At 45.5% G+C, this 19,390-nt stretch carries 17 protein-coding genes; 12 read left to right on the forward strand and 5 right to left on the reverse strand.

Features of this window, described 5'->3' with window-relative positions:
• The 3 genes from nagC (at window position 1) to asnB (ending at window position 4,756) form a co-directional block, all read left to right on the forward strand.
• Entirely contained in the window at window positions 1–1,215 is a 1,215-nt protein-coding gene (gene nagC, locus F0316_RS09135) for a DNA-binding transcriptional regulator NagC (protein WP_001013118.1), read from the forward strand.
• A 94-nt stretch (window positions 1,216–1,309) separates the two neighbouring features.
• Entirely contained in the window at window positions 1,310–2,896 is a 1,587-nt protein-coding gene (locus F0316_RS09140; RefSeq protein ID WP_000364240.1) for a cation:proton antiporter, read from the forward strand.
• A 195-nt stretch (window positions 2,897–3,091) separates the two neighbouring features.
• Window positions 3,092–4,756: an asparagine synthase B gene (gene asnB / locus F0316_RS09145; RefSeq protein WP_000337015.1), complete on the forward strand. Its 1,665-nt coding sequence runs from the start codon at window positions 3,092–3,094 to the stop codon at window positions 4,754–4,756.
• Between the two features lie 148 nt (window positions 4,757–4,904).
• On the opposite strand, the gene rfaH is transcribed toward asnB, so the two are convergent.
• Entirely contained in the window at window positions 4,905–5,402 is a 498-nt protein-coding gene (rfaH, locus tag F0316_RS09150; RefSeq protein WP_000833006.1) for a transcription/translation regulatory transformer protein RfaH, read from the reverse strand.
• A gap of 507 nt (window positions 5,403–5,909) precedes the next feature.
• On the opposite strand from rfaH, the gene dtpA reads away from it, so the two are divergent.
• Window positions 5,910–7,391: a dipeptide/tripeptide permease DtpA gene (gene dtpA, locus F0316_RS09155; protein ID WP_172626006.1), complete on the forward strand. Its 1,482-nt coding sequence runs from the start codon at window positions 5,910–5,912 to the stop codon at window positions 7,389–7,391.
• A 97-nt stretch (window positions 7,392–7,488) separates the two neighbouring features.
• Here dtpA and hemH read toward each other — a convergent pair whose 3' ends face one another.
• From hemH to htpG, 3 genes are all read right to left on the reverse strand, one after another.
• Window positions 7,489–8,451, reverse strand: coding sequence for a ferrochelatase (gene hemH / locus F0316_RS09160; RefSeq protein WP_032482133.1), 963 nt, complete (start codon window positions 8,449–8,451; stop codon window positions 7,489–7,491).
• A 126-nt stretch (window positions 8,452–8,577) separates the two neighbouring features.
• The gene (adk, locus tag F0316_RS09165) at window positions 8,578–9,222 is read right to left on the reverse strand and encodes an adenylate kinase (RefSeq protein WP_001220218.1); all 645 of its coding nucleotides are present in this window, start codon (window positions 9,220–9,222) and stop codon (window positions 8,578–8,580) included.
• A 331-nt stretch (window positions 9,223–9,553) separates the two neighbouring features.
• Complete coding sequence (htpG, locus tag F0316_RS09170) at window positions 9,554–11,461, reverse strand: molecular chaperone HtpG (protein WP_046127344.1); 1,908 nt, start codon at window positions 11,459–11,461, stop codon at window positions 9,554–9,556.
• 263 nt (window positions 11,462–11,724) lie between these two features.
• Here htpG and F0316_RS09175 point away from each other — a divergent pair, with 263 nt between their 5' ends.
• From F0316_RS09175 to F0316_RS09185, 3 genes are read left to right on the forward strand one after another with little or no spacing between them, the layout of a single operon-like run.
• The gene (locus tag F0316_RS09175; protein ID WP_000018134.1) at window positions 11,725–12,573 is read left to right on the forward strand and encodes a winged helix-turn-helix domain-containing protein; all 849 of its coding nucleotides are present in this window, start codon (window positions 11,725–11,727) and stop codon (window positions 12,571–12,573) included.
• A gap of 9 nt (window positions 12,574–12,582) precedes the next feature.
• Complete coding sequence (toxS, locus tag F0316_RS09180; protein WP_001181147.1) at window positions 12,583–13,104, forward strand: transmembrane regulator ToxS; 522 nt, start codon at window positions 12,583–12,585, stop codon at window positions 13,102–13,104.
• A gap of 40 nt (window positions 13,105–13,144) precedes the next feature.
• On the forward strand, window positions 13,145–13,438 hold the full coding sequence (locus F0316_RS09185) for a SelT/SelW/SelH family protein (RefSeq protein ID WP_001030452.1): 294 nt from the start codon (window positions 13,145–13,147) through the stop codon (window positions 13,436–13,438).
• Window positions 13,439–13,517: 79 nt separating this feature from the next.
• Here F0316_RS09185 and yfcE read toward each other — a convergent pair whose 3' ends face one another.
• A complete protein-coding gene (yfcE, locus tag F0316_RS09190) occupies window positions 13,518–14,066 on the reverse strand; it encodes a phosphodiesterase (protein WP_000765084.1) in 549 nt (182 codons plus the stop codon).
• A 414-nt stretch (window positions 14,067–14,480) separates the two neighbouring features.
• On the opposite strand from yfcE, the gene F0316_RS09195 reads away from it, so the two are divergent.
• The 5 genes from F0316_RS09195 to F0316_RS09220 all read left to right on the forward strand — a co-directional run bounded on the left by F0316_RS09195 (window position 14,481) and on the right by F0316_RS09220 (window position 19,375).
• Window positions 14,481–15,395, forward strand: a complete 915-nt coding sequence (locus F0316_RS09195) for a TIGR01777 family oxidoreductase (RefSeq protein WP_001221396.1) — start codon at window positions 14,481–14,483, stop codon at window positions 15,393–15,395.
• Between the two features lie 42 nt (window positions 15,396–15,437).
• Window positions 15,438–16,265: an SDR family oxidoreductase gene (locus tag F0316_RS09200; protein WP_149560433.1), complete on the forward strand. Its 828-nt coding sequence runs from the start codon at window positions 15,438–15,440 to the stop codon at window positions 16,263–16,265.
• A 429-nt stretch (window positions 16,266–16,694) separates the two neighbouring features.
• Window positions 16,695–17,549 carry a co-chaperone YbbN gene (locus tag F0316_RS09210; protein WP_001147250.1) on the forward strand — a complete coding sequence of 285 codons (855 nt, stop codon included), beginning with the start codon at window positions 16,695–16,697 and terminating at the stop codon, window positions 17,547–17,549.
• Window positions 17,550–17,979: 430 nt separating this feature from the next.
• Window positions 17,980–18,900, forward strand: coding sequence for an SPFH domain-containing protein (locus F0316_RS09215; RefSeq protein ID WP_000963390.1), 921 nt, complete (start codon window positions 17,980–17,982; stop codon window positions 18,898–18,900).
• A gap of 7 nt (window positions 18,901–18,907) precedes the next feature.
• A complete protein-coding gene (locus tag F0316_RS09220) occupies window positions 18,908–19,375 on the forward strand; it encodes an NfeD family protein (RefSeq protein ID WP_000229925.1) in 468 nt (155 codons plus the stop codon).
• Window positions 19,376–19,390: the final 15 nt, after the last annotated feature.

Raw genomic sequence — 19,390 nt, forward strand, 5'->3', positions numbered from 1 at the left:
ATGAATGGCGGACAGATTGGTAACGTAGATTTAGTTAAACAGCTAAACAGTGCGGCGGTTTACCGCTTGATTGACCAACAAGGCCCAATCAGTCGGATTCAAGTCGCTGATGTAAGCCAACTGGCTCCGGCCAGTGTTACCAAGATTACCCGCCAATTGCTTGAACGTGGATTAATCAAAGAAGTCGCGCAACAAGCTTCTACAGGTGGTCGGCGAGCCATTTCGCTGACCACAGAAGTCAAGCCGTTCCACTCTATTGCCGTGCGTATCGGACGTGACTATATTCAACTCAGCCTCTATGACCTAGGTGGAAACTCACTGGTTGATGAGCATCATGAATTTCACTACAACACGCAAGACGTGTTGATGTCGAGCCTGATTAAACAGATCAAACAATTTATTCAACAACACACCGCATTAATTGATCAGTTGATTGCGATTGGTGTGGCCTTACCCGGTTTGGTAAATCCAGAAACAGGTGTTGTTGAGTACATGCCTAATGTCGCGATCAATGAATTACCTCTCGGCGCAACCATTCGTGATGAGTTCCATGTTGAATGTTTTGTGGGTAACGACGTTCGTGGTATTGCCTTAGCGGAGCACTATTTCGGAGCCAGCCAAGATTGCCAAGACTCCATACTAGTCAGTGTACACCGTGGCACAGGTGCAGGGATTATCGTTAACGGTCAAGTCTTCTTAGGCTATAACCGCAACGTCGGTGAAATTGGCCACATCCAAATCGACCCTCTTGGTGAGCAATGTCAATGTGGCAACTTTGGTTGTCTAGAAACCGTTGCGACCAACCCTGCTATCACTTCTCGTGTGAAAAAACTGATCGCTCAGGGGTATGAATCTTCGCTCTCTACTCTCGATACGATTACGATTGATGATGTCTGTGAGCACGCAAATGCTGGGGATGAACTGGCGAAACAAGCGTTGGTTCGTGTAGGTAATCAGTTGGGTAAAGCGATTGCGATTACCGTAAACCTATTCAACCCACAAAAGATCGTGATTGCTGGGCAAATCACCGCCGCCAAAGAGATCGTATTCCCCGCGATTCAACGCAACGTAGAAAATCAGTCACTGAAAACGTTCCACCAACATCTGCCGATTGTGTCTTCACAAGTCTACAAACAACCCACTATGGGCGCTTTTGCTATGATCAAACGTGCGATGTTAAATGGGGTTCTGTTACAAAAATTGCTTGAAGACTGAGCTTTTTAGTTAAGCTTACGCAACCGATTGACCTATAATGACGGTGGTATTTTTATACCACCGTTTTTTTATTATTAAATTAAGAACATAGCTCATGGATTTGATACTTCTTTCTGCCGCATTTTTAGCAGGTTTTATCGCTTTAAAATGCCATTTACCGCCACTGGTTGGTTTTTTGATTGCAGGTTTTGCGCTCAATGCCTACGGATTTACCAGTAATGACACCCTTTCTCTGCTCGCCGACTTAGGGGTAACTCTACTTCTTTTTACTATTGGTTTAAAACTGGAAGTCAAAACTTTACTCGCCAAAGAGATTTGGGCAGGGTCAACCATTCATAACTTGCTCTCTACCGCACTGTTTACGCTTCTCTTACTCATTTTTAAGCAGTTAGGGCTCGATAGTCTGGCGGATCTTTCTTTTGATAAACTCATTTTGATCGGATTTGCCCTATCCTTCTCTAGTACCGTATTTGCCGTCAAATCGCTGCAAGAAAAAGGGGAAATGAATGCGACCTATGGCACCTTAGCCATTGGTATTCTGGTTATGCAAGATATCTTTGCTGTGGTGTTCTTAACCGCATCGACCGGCAAACTCCCAGAATGGTATGCGATAGGCTTATTTGTACTCCCTTTACTCCGTCCGCTCTTTTATGAGTTATTGGATTGGGTCGGCCACGGCGAGATGTTGGTTCTGTTTGGGATTTTCTTTGCATTGGTTGTGGGAGCCGGATCCTTCCAGCTCGTCGGAATGAAACCCGATCTTGGAGCACTGATCTTAGGGATGATGCTCGCCAGCCACCACAAAGCCTCTGAATTATCGAAAGCACTATTTAATCTCAAAGAGCTGTTTTTAGTCTGCTTCTTCCTGAACATCGGGCTTTCTGCTCACCCGACTACCACAGGAATTATGCTCGCTCTACTGCTCCTGTTACTGCTACCAATAAAAGGCGTGCTGTATTTTTGGGTCATCCACCAGTTCCATTTCCGTGTCCGCACGTCACTACTGGCCTCGCTATCCCTATTCAACTTTAGTGAGTTTGGCCTGATCGTGGGTGGACTTGCTTTCAAAATGGGCTGGATAAACAGTGACATTCTGGTGGCTCTCGCCGTTTCCGTCCCCTTATCGTTTATCTTAGCCGCTCCGATTGAACGTAAAGGACATGCCATTTATCAACGTTCGGCCAAATGGCTGAAAGAGCAAGCGGCTGAATCCTTACACACCAGGGATCGCCTAATTGATCCTGGAGAAGCGCAAGTTCTTATCTTAGGTATGGGACGTATCGGCCGCGGCGCCTATGAAGAGCTCACTTCACGTCACGGGGAAATCTGCCTTGGGGTAGAAATTCGTGAAGAGGCGGCCAATAGCCATCGTGAAGAAGGCCGTAATGTGATTTCTGGCGATGCAACCGACCCCGATTTTTGGGAACGCATTTTCGATACCGGCAAAGTCAAGCTGGTGCTGCTGGCTATGCCTCACCATCAAGCTAACCAAATTGCCCTTGAGCAACTGCAAAAGCGCCACTATCAAGGCCAAATCGCAGCCATTGCAGAATACCCGGATCAGATAGAAAGCTTGCTTGAGCATGGTGCTCACGCAGCATTCAACATTTACAGTGAAGCGGGTACGGGTTTTGCTCGCCATGTATGCGAACAGCTCAAACCAAACTTCACTCGCCGCTAAAAGATAGGGCGAATATCGCCCTATCGTTTCTTTTTTCACCACTTTTTAAAGCTCATTTAAACAACACGAAGATTAAATAGAAAATTTCCAATCAAAATCTTTTTATTTAAAATAAAACTCAGCATGGGGTTGAAGTTTTTAATCAGAATGGCAAATTAAGTCCAACAGATTAAAAAACATTTAAAAGGAATTCATATGTGCTCTATCTTTGGCATCTTAGACATTAAAACTGATGCAGCAACGCTAAGACCTATCGCCCTCGAAATGTCGAAAAAACTGCGCCATCGCGGTCCAGACTGGTCAGGTATCTACGCTTCTGATAAAGCGATTCTGGCCCATGAGCGTCTGGCCATCGTGGGTTTAAATAGTGGCGCACAGCCTCTTTATAGCCCAGATCGTAAGCTCATCCTTGCCGTGAATGGTGAAATCTATAACCACAAAGAAATTCGTGAACGTTACAAGGGTCAATATGAATTCCAAACCGATTCTGATTGTGAAGTTATCTTGGCACTATACCGCGATAAAGGAGCTGATCTCCTCGAAGAGCTCAATGGTATTTTTGCTTTTGTTCTCTACGATGAAGAGAAAGATGAATACCTGATTGGACGCGACCATATCGGCATCATTCCTCTTTATCAGGGTCATGATGAACACGGTAACTTCTATGTAGCGTCAGAGATGAAAGCACTGGTTCCTGTGTGTAAAACATTGAGTGAGTTTCCTCCTGGCAGTTATTTGAGCTCAAAAGATCAAGCGGTGACACGCTACTATGTGCGTGATTGGAATAGTTTTGATGAAGTAAAAGATAACGTCAGCAGCAAAGAGGAGTTAACTCAAGCCTTAGAAGCTGCCGTGAAACGCCAACTGATGACAGATGTTCCTTATGGCGTACTGCTATCTGGTGGCCTGGATTCATCGATTACCTCTGCGATTGCGAAGCGTTTTGCCGCAATGCGTATTGAAGATGATGAGAAAAGTGCGGCATGGTGGCCACAACTTCACTCTTTTGCGATCGGCTTAGAGGGAGCTCCAGATCTTAAAGCCGCTCGTGAGGTTGCAGAGAAAATTGGTACCGTGCACCACGAAATGACTTACACCATTCAAGAGGGACTTGATGCGATTCGTGATGTGATTTACCACATCGAAACTTATGATGTCACTACGATTCGTGCTTCTACTCCCATGTTTTTGATGGGGCGTAAAATCAAAGCCATGGGCATCAAAATGGTGCTTTCTGGTGAAGGAGCAGACGAAATTTTCGGTGGCTATCTCTACTTCCATAAAGCGCCAAACGCTAAAGAGTTTCACGAGGAAACCGTACGCAAACTGCTGGCGTTGAACTTATTTGACTGTGCGCGTGCCAACAAATCGCTGGCAGCATGGGGGGTAGAAGGTCGTGTGCCTTTCCTAGATAAAGAATTTATTGATGTTGCGATGCGCCTCAACCCAGCCGATAAAATGTGTGGTAATGGCAAAATGGAAAAACACATCCTGCGTGAGTGCTTTGAGCACTATCTGCCCGAGTCGATTGCATGGCGTCAAAAGGAGCAGTTTTCTGATGGCGTAGGTTATGGCTGGATCGATACGCTAAAAGCTACCGCAGAAGCGAAGATCAGTGATCAACAAATGGAAACTGCGAAATTCCGTTTCCCATACAATACTCCAACCACCAAAGAAGGTTATGTGTACCGGGAAATTTTTGAGGAACTATTCCCACTTGAATCTGCGGCACGCTGCGTACCGGGAGGCCCTTCCGTCGCTTGCTCTTCAGCCAAAGCGATTGAGTGGGATGAGTCATTCAAAAACTGTATTGACCCATCAGGCCGCGCGGTGAAAGCCGTCCACAAACAAGCCTACTAAGACTTGAAGTTCTAGCCAGCAGCGCTGCTGCTTCAAGTAGGGCGAGTATAGTGATTAAAAAAGCCAGAGTGATGACTCATTCTGGCTTTTTAATTCCTTCATCACCCGATGATTCATCAACAGAAAAATCAAGACGGTAAAGATAAGATTAGGTGACTTCCCAATCGGTATTTTCAATACTCATTGGTACTTGCTGACTGATCATCTTCACCAGCATGATCGAGCGAGTATCACCATCCGGCTCTAAATAAATCGCTTCAATGCCCGCAAACTGACCTCTTGCGACTCGAACGGTTTGCCCTTTTTCTGGCAATTGTTTGGTGGTGTGCTTCAATTGCTCACAATCAAGCTGTTTCAATTGATAAATCAAATCGCCTTGCAGTTCACGTGGATGAGGCCCCAAGCGGACAAAATCTACGACACCACGCGTAGAACGTACGGTCGTAAATGAAGGTCCATTTTCGAAATCGAAACGCACAAACATATAAGAAGGGAATAACGGCTCCTGAACCATTTGCCGCTTACCACGTAGAATTTTTTCAACGCACACTTCGGGGTAGAAGCATTCAACACTTTGATTTTCTAAGTGCATCTTCGCGCGCTGCTGCTCGCCTCGTTTGCAGTAAAGTAGATACCAACGTTTCATTTATATTCTGTTATGCCAACCTTTTTCGGCATGCTACCACACCCACAGAGCAAATATGAAATGCACTCTTGTAAAAAGCGTTGAGTCCCCCGCACCTGATTTAAATGCATAAATTAGCTTAATCTGTGCATTTTCCAAGCAAACATCCAGTAAGAAATCACCTACCAAAACAATAAAAAATACAAATTAATCATATCGATAGATTCAAAAAACCCATCAAATGGAGCATTCACGCCCAAGTTTGATGACAAGTCCTTTTTATGAAAAATTAGTTTACGCAACAAAAATCACGATTCATTTCTAGGAAGTTTTATTAATTTTCATTGAGTTACATTTATTTACAACTGAATCCTGAGAAAACCTGTATTGCTCATCATTTATTTTGAATGTATAGGTATCAGCCGAATAAAAAACTCTCATGGATGAGTTGAATAAATATAATGTTTGACGGTTGGAGCTTCACGACAGACTTCAACCATTGCACTGCACAATGATACAGGAATGCTTATGTCCAACCTTAATATCTTTAAACAACCGAATGCCTTCTATTTGATCTTCTCTATCGAATTTTGGGAACGATTTGGCTTCTACGGTATGCAAGCCATTCTGACGGTTTACATGGTCAAAATTATGGGCATGGATGAGTCCGCTTCTTTCGTACTCTTCGGTGCCTTTTCAGCGTTAGTGTACGGCTTTGTCGCAATTGGCGGTTGGATCGGCGATAAAGTCATTGGAACAAAACGTGCTATTACTCTCGGCGCGATTGTCATGATGGTCGGTTATGTTCTGCTTGGACTCTCCACCGCAGATCATCCGCTTGTTGGGCCAACGTTAATCTACATCGCGATGGGCTTTATTACGGTTGGTAACGGCTTGTTCAAAGCAAACCCTTCGAGTCTACTTGCAAAAATTTACCCAGAGAATGATCCTCGCTTAGATGGTGCTTTCACCATGTACTACATGGCGATCAATTTAGGCTCTTTCTTCTCAATGATCATTACTCCACTCGTAGCAATCAAGATGGGCTATGGAATGGCATTTGGGGTGAGTGCAGTCGGCCTTGCCATCACTGTGGTGAACTTCCTATTTTGCTTACGCATGTTAAAAGGCACAGGCTCTCCAGCCGACCTTATGCCAGTGAACAAAATGTATCTGGTTCTTGTCGCCGTGGGTTCTATCATTGCCAGCCTAGTGTGTAGCTACTTACTACAAAACCTCACCCTAGCACACGCTATTTTAGTTGTTGCGGGCCTGTTTATTCTGGGATGTTATTTTAAAGAAGCGTTCTCTATGTCTGGGATTGAACGCGCCAAAATGCTGGTTGCCTTCATCTTGATGCTGCAAGGAGTCGTGTTTTTCGTACTCTATTTCCAAATGCCAACTTCACTGAATTTCTTTGCTATCAATAACGTTGAGCACCATATCTTTGGTTTTGATGTCGCGCCAGAGCAGTTTCAAGCACTCAATCCGTTTTGGATTATGATTGCTAGCCCTATTTTGGCGGCGACTTACGGCAAACTGGGCGATAAATTGGCGATGCCTTTCAAGTTCGCTTTCGGGATGGCTTTATGTGCGCTCTCCTTCTTAGTATTAAGCTGGGGAACCTTGTTTGCTAACGAACAAGGCATCATTAGCTCAAACTGGCTTATCGCAAGTTATGCTTTCCAATCCATCGGTGAACTCCTAGTCTCTGGTCTTGGTTTAGCTATGGTCGCGCAATTGGTACCACAACGTATGATGGGTTTTGCAATGGGTATGTGGTTCCTCACTTCGGCCTCTGCCGCGGTCATTGCAGGTTGGGTCGCTAGCCTGACTTCAACGCCGGCTAATGTGTCTGGCGCCACCGAATCACTGCATGTTTATGGTGAGGTATTTGCGCAAATTGGTTATGTGACTGCCGGAATTGCCATCGTCACCTTCATGATTGCACCTAAGCTGACTCGCATCTGCCGGGGTGAATCAGAGCCGTTAGAGCTGGTGACGCAATAAAGATTGAATCATAAATACGCCGTAAAACTGAAAACAGCGCCGAATGAGGCGCTGTTTTTGTATGGCGGCTTTATGCATGACTCGCTCACGTTGAAGCTTAACAATGGGCTTTAACCAGCGCGGCCATCAGCTCAATGTGGCTCTGACTGTCATTCAAACAGGGGACATAGTGGAACGCTTCGCCACCACTGTGCAAAAAGATTTCTTGGTTCTGCTCAGCAATTTCTTCCAGCGTTTCTAAGCAGTCCACTGAAAAGGCAGGGCAAATAACATCAAGCTTTTTAATGCCTTGGCGAGGAAGCGCTTCCATCGTCTTGTCCGTGTATGGCTGCAGCCACTCTTCCTTACCAAACTGAGATTGGTAAGTCATCATGACTTTATCTTGAGGCAATCCTAATGCTTGGGCCAGTAACTCTGTGGTTTTTTGGCAATGCTCTGGGTAGATATCGCCATTTTGCGCATAACGTTTGGGAATACCATGGTAAGAGCAGAGTAACAGATCACCTTGTCCATTTTGTTGCCATGAAGCACGAACGCTTTCCGCGAGGGCTTGGATATAGAGTGGATGGTCATGATAATCACGAATAAAGTGCAATTCAGGGACAACAGGTAACTGACGCAACGCTTTGGCGAGACCATCAAACACCGCCGCCGTTGTCGTCGCGGAATATTGCGGATAAAGCGGCAGCACCACTATCTGTTCAACACCTTGTTGCTGCAACTTGCGTACACCCTCCAATAAACTCGGCTCTCCGTAGGTCATCCCTAGCTCAACAGGCCGTTGGCTAAGCTCTGCCAATTTATCGCGTTGACGTCGAGAGTAGACCATCAAAGGCGACCCCTCATCCATCCAGATTGATTGATACAGCTTAGCCACCTTAGGCGATCGCGTTGGCAAGATAATACCATGTAAAAGTGGGCACCATAGCCAGCGACTCATGTCTACCACTCGCTGATCATGCAGAAATTGGCTCAAAAACGCTTTTACCGCTTGAGAGGTTGGCGCTTGCGGAGTACCTAAGTTGGCAAGCAAAATGCCAAGTTTTTTATGATTATTCATGGCTTCCTTCAAAATGCACTGTTGAATACGTTATTACGTCTCTTTCTGGTAAAAAGTTTATAAAAAAAGCGGCTTTACTGCCGCTTTATTTCACCTATCAATGCAATCAGCACATCACAATAATGATTAAGCCAACGCTTTAGCAATATCAGCACTCACTTCGCTCACTTGCTTAGTGCCGTCAAACTTCAGGTATTGAGTTTTACCTGCAGCCGCTTCTTTACCGTAGTATTCGATAAGCGGCGCAGTTTGGGTGTGGTAAACATTCAGACGCGCACGTACGGTTTCTTCTTTGTCATCTTCACGGATCACCAGGTCTTCACCCGTTACGTCATCTTTACCTTCAACTTTAGGTGGATTGTACACTACGTGGTACGTACGGCCTGAAGGTAGATGAGCACGACGACCCGCCATACGCTCAACAATCACATCATCCGCTACGTCAAATTCAATCACATAGTCAACATTGATACCCATCGCTTTTAGGCCATCGGCTTGTGGAATCGTGCGTGGGAAACCATCTAGCAGGAAACCTTTCTCACAGTCAGCCTGAGCAATGCGCTCTTTGATAAGGCCTAAAATGATGTCATCCGATACCAATTGTCCTGCATCGATTACCGCTTTCGCTTGCTTACCGAGCTCAGTGCCCGCCTTAATGGCTGCACGCAGCATGTCACCAGTAGAAATTTGTGGAATACCAAATTTTTCCATGATGAATTGAGCTTGTGTGCCTTTACCTGCACCCGGAGCACCGAGAAGAATGATGCGCATGTTTTATCCTCATACTAATTGATTTTTATACCGAAGCTCACAGCGCTTGCCAATACTCACGGTAAGTTTCGGTATAACAGACAGAACAGCCCGCACAGCGAGCTGGCGTGCAAAAATACACGCGTTAATGACCACATTCAAGTGCCGCATTCTATCACAGAAATCGTTTGGCATACCGCTCTAAGACTAAAGAATGTGATGGGTAAAATTGAGATAGACCTCATGATACTGACGCAAAACAGCCATTCACCTGTTTAGTCACTAATCCGTCCTTCGATAACTTAAAGGCAGAAAAAAGCCCGCCGAAGCGGGCTTGAGATACGATAAGGAATTAGTGGCTAGGTGCAAGCAGTTGGTTCACCGCACTTAAGAATTGTGATGGATCTTCCATCGAGCCACGTTCGGCAAGCATAGCTTGACCCAGTAGCACTTCCGCCCAACGGCCAAAAGTTTGCTCATCCGCTTCATCAGCCATGCGTTTTACCAAAGCATGTTCAGGGTTAACTTCAAGGATGTACTTCACTTCAGGCACAGGCTGGCCAGCTGCAGCCAATAGTTTTGCCATTTGGGTACCCATTTCATAATCATCGGTCACCACGACTGCTGGTGTGTTAGCCAGTTTGAATGTGGTACGAACCTCTTTCACTCGGCTACCTAAATAGCCTTTGAGGCGTTCAACCACAGACTTAAATTGCTCTTCCGTCTCTTTATGTTTCTCTTTTTCGGCTTCATCTTCGAACTGGCTGAGATCCAAGCCTGCTTTGGTGATGGACTGGAACGCTTTACCCTCAAACTCTGGCAAATAATTCATCAACCATTCGTCAATGCGATCAAACATCAGAATGACTTCAATCCCTTTTGACTTAAACTGCTCCAAGTGTGGGCTGTTTTTCGCAGCGGTATAGCTGTCTGCCGTCAGATAGTAGATCTTGTCTTGACCTTCTTTCATGCGCTCGACATAAGAAGCAAGGCTGATGGTTTGCTCTGCCGAATCGACATGAGTAGAGGCAAAACGCAGCAAGCTAGCGATTTTCTCGCGGTTCGCAAAATCTTCTGCCGGACCTTCTTTCATCACCAAGCCAAACTCTTTCCAGAATTTCTGGTAATTGTCAGAATCATTGCTCGCCATGCGCTCAAGCATGGTCAATACGCGCTTAGTACAAGCTTGGCGCAGTGACTGAGTGATCTTGTTATCTTGCAGAATTTCACGCGATACGTTGAGCGGCAGATCGTTTGAATCAATCAAACCACGTACGAATCTGAGGTAAGAAGGCATGAATTGCGCCGCATCATCCATAATAAAGACGCGTTGCACATACAGTTTTAAACCATGCTTATGTTCACGATTGAACAGATCCCAAGGCGCTTTCGCAGGAATGTAAAGTAAGCTGGTGTAGTCATTTTTACCTTCGACTTTGTTATGACTCCACACGAGTGGATCAGCAAAATCGTGTGATACATGCTTGTAGAACTCTTTATATTCCTCATCGGTAACTTCCGATTTAGCACGCGTCCACAGAGCTTGAGCCTTGTTGATCTGCTCCCATTTGGTTTCTTCTGTCGCTTTCCCTTCTTCATCCATCACTGAGGTTTGGATATAGACAGGAATACCGATGTGATCAGAGTATTTGGAAATCACATCGCGCAAACGCCATTCGGACAAAAACTCTTTACCTTCTTCACGCAGATGCAAAATGATGTCGGTACCACGAGACTCTTTATTGATAGTTTCAACCGTGTACTCGCCCTCACCTTTTGAGTACCACTGTACTGCATCTGCTGGTGCACTACCTGCAGCGCGAGTCCGCACCGTCACCGCATCCGCCACGATGAAAGCCGAGTAAAAACCCACCCCAAACTGACCAATGAGCTGCGAGTTTTTAGACTGCTCTTGAGAAAGTTTTGAGAAGAATTCAGCCGTACCCGATTTAGCAATCGTACCTAAGTTTTCGATGACTTCATCACGGGTCATACCGATCCCGTTATCCGAAATGGTCAACGTATTTTTGTCTTTATCAAAAGAGAGTTTTACGCCTAATTCAGCGTCGCCCTGATAGAGTTCAGGATGAGAAAGTGCTTGAAAACGCAACTTATCAACGGCATCGGAGGCGTTAGAAATCAACTCACGCAGGAAAATTTCTTTGTTGGAGTACAAAGAGTGAATCATCAGGTGCAGCAGTTGTTTAACTTCCGATTGAAAACCACGCGTTTCTTTATTAGTGGTTGCAGTCTCGCTCATAATCGCTCCGTTTACTTCTGTTTCAAACAATTGATCCATTGAGACTCAATGGAATTACCTTGATGTGCAAGTGAGATATGGACAAAAAATGTAAATTCAAGGTCAAAACTCATAAAAACACTGTTTTTTGATCAAGATTGGATTATTCTAAGTCTGCATTTTTATCAAAGAAGATAAAAAAACCAGTAAAGTCTGAGTGTTGGGACAGGGAGATGCTGGGACATTAGATGTTCGGATTAGGACACAACTCAAAAGAGATATCGATGAGTCATATTGGTACTAAATTCATTCTTGCTGAAAAATTTACCTTCGATCCCCTAAGCAATACTCTGATTGACAAAGAAGATAGTGAAGAGATCATTCGATTAGGCAGCAACGAAAGCCGAATTCTTTGGCTACTGGCCCAACGTCCAAACGAGGTGATTTCTCGCAATGATTTGCATGACTTTGTTTGGCGAGAGCAAGGTTTTGAAGTCGATGATTCCAGCTTAACCCAAGCCATTTCGACTCTGCGCAAAATGCTCAAAGATTCGACAAAGTCCCCACAATACGTCAAAACGGTTCCGAAACGCGGTTACCAATTGATCGCCCGAGTGGAAACGGTTGAAGAAGAGATGGCTCGCGAAAGCGAAGCTGCTCATGACATCTCTCAACCGGAATCTGTCAATGAATACGCAGAGTCAAGCAGTGTGCCTTCATCAGCCACTGTAGTGAACACACCGCAGCCAGCCAATGTCGTGGCGAATAAATCGGCTCCAAACTTGGGGAATCGACTGCTTATTCTGATAGCGGTCTTACTTCCCCTCGCAGTATTACTGCTCACTAACCCGAGCCAATCCAGCTTTAAACCCCTAACGGTTGTCGATGGCGTAGCCGTCAATATGCCGAATAACCACCCTGATCTTTCAAATTGGCTACCGTCAATCGAACTGTGCGTTAAAAAATACAATGAAAAGCATACTGGTGGGCTCAAGCCGATAGAAGTGATTGCCACGGGTGGACAAAATAACCAGTTAACGTTGAATTACATTCACAGCCCTGAAGTTTCAGGGGAAAACATAACCTTACGCATCGTTGCTAACCCCAAAGATGCCATCAAAGTGTGTGAGTAGGATCTTGCTATGCAAAATAGACACATCGCCATGGGTATTCTTCTGCTCTCTCTGCTGCTCAGTAGCTGGTTATATTGGGGGAGTGACTTCAAACTTGAGCAAGTGTTAACCTCTCGAGAATGGCAGTCCAAAATGGTCTCTCTGATTAAGACCAACAGCAACAGTCCGGCTATAGGGCCACTCAGTCGGGTAGACGTCACTTCCAATGTGAAATATCTGCCTAATGGCACTTATTTGCGGGTTTCAATCGTAAAGCTATTTTCCGATGACAATAGTGCAGAAAGCGTTATTAATATCTCCGAATTTGGTGAATGGGATATCAGCGATAATTACCTTTTGGTTACGCCAGTCGAGTTTAAAGATATTTCGTCCAACCAAAGCAAAGACTTTACTGACGAGCAATTGCAGCTGATTACTCAACTGTTCAAGATGGATGCGCAACAAAGTCGTCGAGTCGACATTGTTAACGAAAGAACCATTCTCTTTACCAGTTTAAGTCATGGTTCTACCGTACTGTTCAGTAATTCTTAACCTGACTGAACGTAGAATAGGACATAACAAGGACGTCACCATGAACAAAGCCCAAATCGAGATTTATTACTGCCGCCAATGCAATTGGATGCTGCGGTCTGCATGGCTGAGTCAGGAGCTACTGCATACCTTCAGCGAAGAGATTGAGTATGTCGCCCTGCACCCCGATACGGGCGGACGCTTCGAGATTTTTTGTAATGGCGTGCAGATTTGGGAACGTAAACAGGAAGGGGGATTTCCAGAAGCCAAAGTGCTGAAGCAAAGAGTACGTGATTTAATTGATCCTGAGCGCGATCTTGGGCATGTTGATCGCTCCTCTTCTACGCAAAGTTAAGCGATTCCCAAACGACTCGGAATAAAATACGGCCAACATCGCTCAGCTTCAAGTCGCAAGGGGATGTCGAACTTTAGATTTATTGAAGGAGGCAACTGGCCAGCGTTTCGCCAGCAACCGATATCACCTTCATTGTATCGCCTTCCAACACGCCATAGCTCGCGGCATAATCACCGCGGGGAAACGTCATAGAACCCGGGTTAACTAGGTATATTGAGCCAACTTGTTCGGCCACAGGAATGTGCGTGTGGCCATGCACCAAAACATCCCCATCGCTAAGCGGCGGCAGCTTATCTTTATGGTAAAGATGCCCATGAGTTAAAAATAAGCGTCGCCCTGAACTTAACAGTACCCATGCTGAGTCACTCATCATAGGAAAACTCAACAGCATCTGATCGACCTCACTATCACAGTTCCCACGCACAGCAATGATCTGCTGAGCAAACTGATTCAATTTTTCAGCGACGGCTACGGGGTTGTACCCTTGCGGGATAGGATTACGTGGCCCGTGATTTAATACATCGCCCAATAAAATCAGAGATTGCGCCCCCGATGCTTGATAAAGCGCAAGTGCTTGTTCGGTCGCAGGTAAAGAACCATGCAGATCTGAGACAAAAAATAGTTTCATGGTTAACCTCTTAAAATACACTGCGTAATTGTAAGGCTTTCTTTTCTACCGTGCACCGTTGTTTTGTCACCCAACTCACCGTAAACAAACTCTATCTTAGGATGAATAAACCTAGCCAACAGCACTACGATCTTAAATAAGGAACCGATACCGCTTCAAATTGAGCAGGATAAACGGGTAGATGCCCGCATAACCCATGAGCCAGATTTGACAAAGCCCCCTTTCACTCTTCACTATTTCAATACTGCGTTATACCCAAACGACTTGGAGTTGCAGGTAGGCGGCAAGTGAGAAATCACCATCAGCATAGATAAACTATGTGATTGGGTGAGCAAGCGTAGCCTGCACCGCGGCAACTTCAAGTAGAAAAGGTATAGTTCGAATCACCGAACCCGCTTCACACAAGGAGTCACCATGAGAATTTTAATTACGGGAGGAACCGGATTTGTCGGTTTTGAGCTGATAAAGTTGCTCAGTAGTCATGAGCTGCTGGTTCTCACGCGTGACCTAACCAAAGCCGCTCAGCGCTTTGCGCACATTCCAAGTCAGAATCTTCAATTACTGCGCTCGTTAGACGAGCTCTCTGATTTCAACGGGATAGATGCCATCATCAATCTTGCCGGAGAACCGATTGCCGATAAACGCTGGAGCAAAAGTCAAAAGCAGCGTATTGCCCGTAGTCGCCTAGACATCACGGAACAATTAGTCGAGAAAATTCACGCTAGCGCTCACCCACCCGCCGTATTTTTAAGTGGATCTGCCGTGGGTTTTTATGGCGACCAACAACAGCATGCCTTTGATGAAAGCCTTCAGGTAAGAAGTGACCATTTTTCTCACCAAGTTTGCCAGCAGTGGGAACAGCGCGCCCTCAAAGCACAATCTGAACAGACGCGGGTCTGTTTATTACGTACAGGAATCGTGCTAGCACCGGAAGGTGGGGCACTCAAAAAAATGCTCCCCCCTTATCGACTCGGGTTAGGAGGGCCGATTGGAGATGGGCAACAATACATGCCTTGGATCCATATGCAGGATATGGTGCGCGCCATCCTTTTTCTGCTTGAAACCGAACACGCTCAAGGTCCTTATAACCTTTGTGCCCCACATCCTGTGACCAATGCCGAATTCAGCCTCACATTAGCCACCACATTGAAGCGTCCGCACCTTTTTAAAACGCCGCAATGGCTCATAAAAATGTTATTGGGTGAAGCCTCTGAATTGCTGCTCGATAGCATTAGAGCCAAGCCGAAAAAACTGACCGACCTTGGCTTTCAGTTCCACTATTCACGCATTGATCGAGCCTTTAATCAGCTCCTTACGGCATCACAATAAGCCATAACGGACACAAGCAAACGCATACATAATAGGATTGCGATGACCAAATCGATTTTCATTACTGGCTGCTCAAGCGGCATTGGTTACATGGCGGCGAAACAATTGCAGTTACGGGGTTATCAGGTGATAGCATCATGTCGTGATGCACAAGATGTTGCGCGCCTATCCCAAGAGGGTTTGACCTGCATTCAACTGGATCTCACCTGTGAAGCCAGCATCAACCAAGCGGTAGAGCAAGCGCTAGAACTTTCCAACCATCGGCTTTATGCACTGTTTAATAACGGAGCTTATGGCCAACCGGGCGCTTTGGAAGACTTACCCGTACAAGCTATGCGCGAACAGTTCGAAGCCAATTTTTTTGGCTGGCATCATCTGACGACCCGCTTGCTTCCTCACTTTCGTCGTCAAGGTTACGGACGCATTATTCAAAACAGCTCTGTACTCGGCTTTGCCGCCATGAAATATCGCGGTGCTTACAATGCCTCCAAGTTTGCCATCGAGGGCTGGACAGATACCTTAAGACTGGAATTGCAAGGGTCGGATATTCATATCAGTTTGATTGAACCTGGTCCGATTGAAACTCAATTTCGCGCCAATGCCTTACACGCCTTTAAGCGCTGGGTAAACATCGAACAAAGTGTTCACCACCTCGCCTACCAACAACAAATGCAACGTTTGAGCAAAACGCACTCCAACAACCGCTTTGTCTTACCGCCAGAGGCTTGTCTAACACCCCTTTGCCATGCTCTGGAAGCACGCAAACCGAAGATCCGTTATCGCATTACGATGCCAACCAAAGTCTTTGCAGTATTAAAGCGACTTTTACCCACACGCTGGCTAGACAAATTATTATTTAAAGCCGCATAAATTATTTAATTGTCATTATTTGGTAACAATTGCGCGGCAAACTTCATAATGCTCACTGGATTAATTCCTAGACATTGAGTAAAAATATCAATATTTATCAAGCGTTGCATGTGGTTCGACAAAAAATGACATTAAACCAATGGAATTGGATCGGTGTCGGTGTTGCGCTGACCTTATTTATACTGCTTTAAACACCTTTGCTTGCTCGCTCGTAAGAGCCACAAAATCACCACCTTCGGGTGGTGATTTTGTTTTAATCCTTGCATACACCAACCTCTTGCATCACTGTTCGACGACTCAGTTCAAACAAGAGAACCGATCCCATCACGCGATCACTTTATCTAGGAAGGAACTTACCTAGGCTTGAGTTTTGAAGCCTTCATCCCCATAGTTTATTCAGCGATGTGCCATCCAAACCAAGGATTTGCTATGCAAGCAGCCAAGATTATTGACGTTTCTCAACATAACTTTCACCAAGTGCTCCAACACTCCACCCTCTCACCAGTACTTTTTTATTTTTGGGCTCCAATAAGTCATGAGAGTGCCGAGCTGTTACCCGCGATTGAACAACTCACAGAACGTTATCAAGGAGCCTTTGTTCTTGCACGCTTAAATTGCCAAGAAGAACAAGGGATTGCTGCGCAGTTTGGGATCCAAGCGATTCCGACCATTGCGCTGTTTATTGAAGGTAAACCCGTCGATGGATTAGGCGGCCCCCAGCCAATTGAAGCGGTTGAGGAAATGCTTAAGCGTCATTTGCCAAGCGATGAAGAGCGCCTCATGTACCAAGGATTCGAGCTTGCAGAGCAAGAGCAATTTAGTGAAGCATTATCTCTGCTCAGCACATTGAGTGATGAGTGGCGCAATAAAGGTGAGGTCAAACTCACTCTAGCTCGCTGTTATCTAGAAACCGGCGCAGTAGAAGCGGCGCAAACCGAGCTGGCCAACATGCCACTTGAATACCAACAAGGTGAATACAAAACGCTGATCGCGAGACTCGAATTACATCAACAAGCCGCGAATAGCCCAGAAATTATCGCTCTTGAGCAAGAGTGGAATAGTGACCCGCAGAATCCCAATATTGCTATAGAGCTTGCCAAACAATATCACCATGTCAAACGCGACGAGGAAGCCCTCTCCTTACTCTGGTCTTGGCTCAGTAAAAATCTAAACACCTTAGATGGTGAAATGAAAAAAACCTTTATGGATATCCTAACCGCCCTAGGTCAAGGTCATCCATTAGCGAATCAGTATCGTAAAAAACTCTATTCACTTCTTTACTAACCCAAGTCCAACCGATTCACGACGTGAAGCATACAGCCAACACTGCGGCTGCTTGAAATAGGAAAAGACATATGGCGCTCTAATATGAGCGCCATATTTATATCCTCAAACGACTTGAAGTTGCAGGTAGGCGGCAAATAAGTGAATCCCCACCAACACTGGTACACGAAGTAATTGGGTTGAGCGAATACTGCCAACACCACTGCAGCTTCAAGCAGGAAGTATAATCATCAGCTATAAAATTGATTGTTAACCCTTCTCTAGGATAGTAAATAGCATTAGTTGCTGTTAACTTAGTCACAAGTCACTGATTGGGAACGTTTTCGGCTATTTTTTTAGGCAAGAGGCGCTCATTCTTAGCTGACTAAATATTCGCTCATCGCTTTAACGGCAAGTAGCAAGCTATTACTTTAAAAAACAAGGATACGTCATGGCTATTGATTCATTGATCACTATCGCAGTTCTCGTACTGGCTGTGGTTATTTTCATCTCCTCTGCAGTAAAAACCGTGCCTCAAGGTAATAACTGGACGGTCGAAAGATTTGGGCGCTACACACAAACACTCAAGCCCGGACTCAACCTAATCATCCCTTTTATTGACCGTGTTGGTCATAAAATCAATATGATGGAACAAGTTTTAGATATCCCAGCTCAAGAAGTCATTTCCAAAGACAACGCGAATGTTGTGATTGATGCGGTCTGTTTTGTACAAGTCATTGATGCAGCGAAAGCCGCTTATGAGGTTAGCCAACTGCAACATGCTATCCGTAACCTCACCCTCACCAATATGCGTACCGTATTAGGTTCAATGGAGCTGGATGAGATGCTCAGTCAACGTGACATGATTAATACCAAGCTGCTGTCAATTGTTGACCATGCCACCAGCCCGTGGGGTGTAAAAGTGACACGTATTGAAATCAAAGATGTACAGCCACCTGCTGATTTGACCGCTGCAATGAATGCTCAGATGAAAGCTGAACGTAACAAACGGGCTGAAGTCCTTGAAGCTGAAGGGGTGCGCCAAGCGCAAATCTTACGTGCGGAAGGTCAAAAACAATCCGAAATATTGAAAGCTGAAGGAGAAAAGCAAGCCGCTATTTTACAAGCTGAAGCGCGCGAGCGTGCTGCCGAAGCGGAAGCCAAAGCAACCACTATGGTTTCAGAAGCCATCGCTAAAGGTGATATGCAAGCGGTCAATTACTTTATTGCTCAAGGCTATACCGAAGCGCTGAAAGCCATTGGTCAAGCAGAGAATGGTAAGATCATTATGCTGCCACTTGAAGCAACAGGCCTAATGGGTTCTGTCGCAGGAATTGCAGAAATGTTTAAATCATCACAAACCACTAAGTAGGTGCCCCGTGGTAGAGCTACTCTCACAATTGAATTTCTGGCATTGGTTGGCCTTGGGCCTACTTCTATTAGCCGCTGAGCTACTCGGCACTGCAGGTTATTTTTTGTGGCTTGGCCTATCAGCACTATTAGTTGGGGTATTGCTGGCCGTAATGCCTTTTGGTTGGCAACTGCAGTGGCTAGCTTTTGCGAGTTTTTCTCTGGTCACGACTTGGCTTTGGTGGCGACGTCAATTTAGCCGAGATAAAAAGCAAGATACAGAACGCGACCTTAACCAGAAAGAAAAACAGTTACTCGGACGTATTATTCCGATAACCGAAGATACCCCAGCAGGAGAGTTTCAAGTAACACTGGGTGATACGGCTTGGACAGCGCGCTGCGATCAGCAGCTTGCGGCTGGGAGCCGTGTTTCTGTCGTTGCTGTGGATGGGATTATCTTAGTCGTCCAACCTATCGAAAAGTCTATCATTCTGTAGGCAACTTCAAGTCGG

Origin of the sequence: Vibrio cholerae (assembly GCF_008369605.1) — a bacterium.
GTDB lineage: Bacteria > Pseudomonadota > Gammaproteobacteria > Enterobacterales > Vibrionaceae > Vibrio > Vibrio cholerae.

Bases quoted from the DNA above. Each gene is read 5' to 3' on its own strand.
- F0316_RS09200 (WP_149560433.1), top strand. From the start codon at position 15,438: ATGACCAAATCGATTTTCATTACTGGCTGCTCAAGCGGCATTGGTTAC.
- F0316_RS09210 (WP_001147250.1), top strand. From the start codon at position 16,695: ATGCAAGCAGCCAAGATTATTGACGTTTCTCAACATAACTTTCACCAA.
- F0316_RS09140 (WP_000364240.1), top strand. From the start codon at position 1,310: ATGGATTTGATACTTCTTTCTGCCGCATTTTTAGCAGGTTTTATCGCT.
- yfcE (WP_000765084.1), bottom strand. From the start codon at position 14,066: ATGAAACTATTTTTTGTCTCAGATCTGCATGGTTCTTTACCTGCGACC.
- F0316_RS09215 (WP_000963390.1), top strand. From the start codon at position 17,980: ATGGCTATTGATTCATTGATCACTATCGCAGTTCTCGTACTGGCTGTG.
- asnB (WP_000337015.1), top strand. From the start codon at position 3,092: ATGTGCTCTATCTTTGGCATCTTAGACATTAAAACTGATGCAGCAACG.
- nagC (WP_001013118.1), top strand. From the start codon at position 1: ATGAATGGCGGACAGATTGGTAACGTAGATTTAGTTAAACAGCTAAAC.
- hemH (WP_032482133.1), bottom strand. From the start codon at position 8,451: ATGAATAATCATAAAAAACTTGGCATTTTGCTTGCCAACTTAGGTACT.
- F0316_RS09195 (WP_001221396.1), top strand. From the start codon at position 14,481: ATGAGAATTTTAATTACGGGAGGAACCGGATTTGTCGGTTTTGAGCTG.
- htpG (WP_046127344.1), bottom strand. From the start codon at position 11,461: ATGAGCGAGACTGCAACCACTAATAAAGAAACGCGTGGTTTTCAATCG.
- dtpA (WP_172626006.1), top strand. From the start codon at position 5,910: ATGTCCAACCTTAATATCTTTAAACAACCGAATGCCTTCTATTTGATC.
- toxS (WP_001181147.1), top strand. From the start codon at position 12,583: ATGCAAAATAGACACATCGCCATGGGTATTCTTCTGCTCTCTCTGCTG.
- F0316_RS09175 (WP_000018134.1), top strand. From the start codon at position 11,725: ATGAGTCATATTGGTACTAAATTCATTCTTGCTGAAAAATTTACCTTC.
- adk (WP_001220218.1), bottom strand. From the start codon at position 9,222: ATGCGCATCATTCTTCTCGGTGCTCCGGGTGCAGGTAAAGGCACACAA.
- F0316_RS09185 (WP_001030452.1), top strand. From the start codon at position 13,145: ATGAACAAAGCCCAAATCGAGATTTATTACTGCCGCCAATGCAATTGG.
- rfaH (WP_000833006.1), bottom strand. From the start codon at position 5,402: ATGAAACGTTGGTATCTACTTTACTGCAAACGAGGCGAGCAGCAGCGC.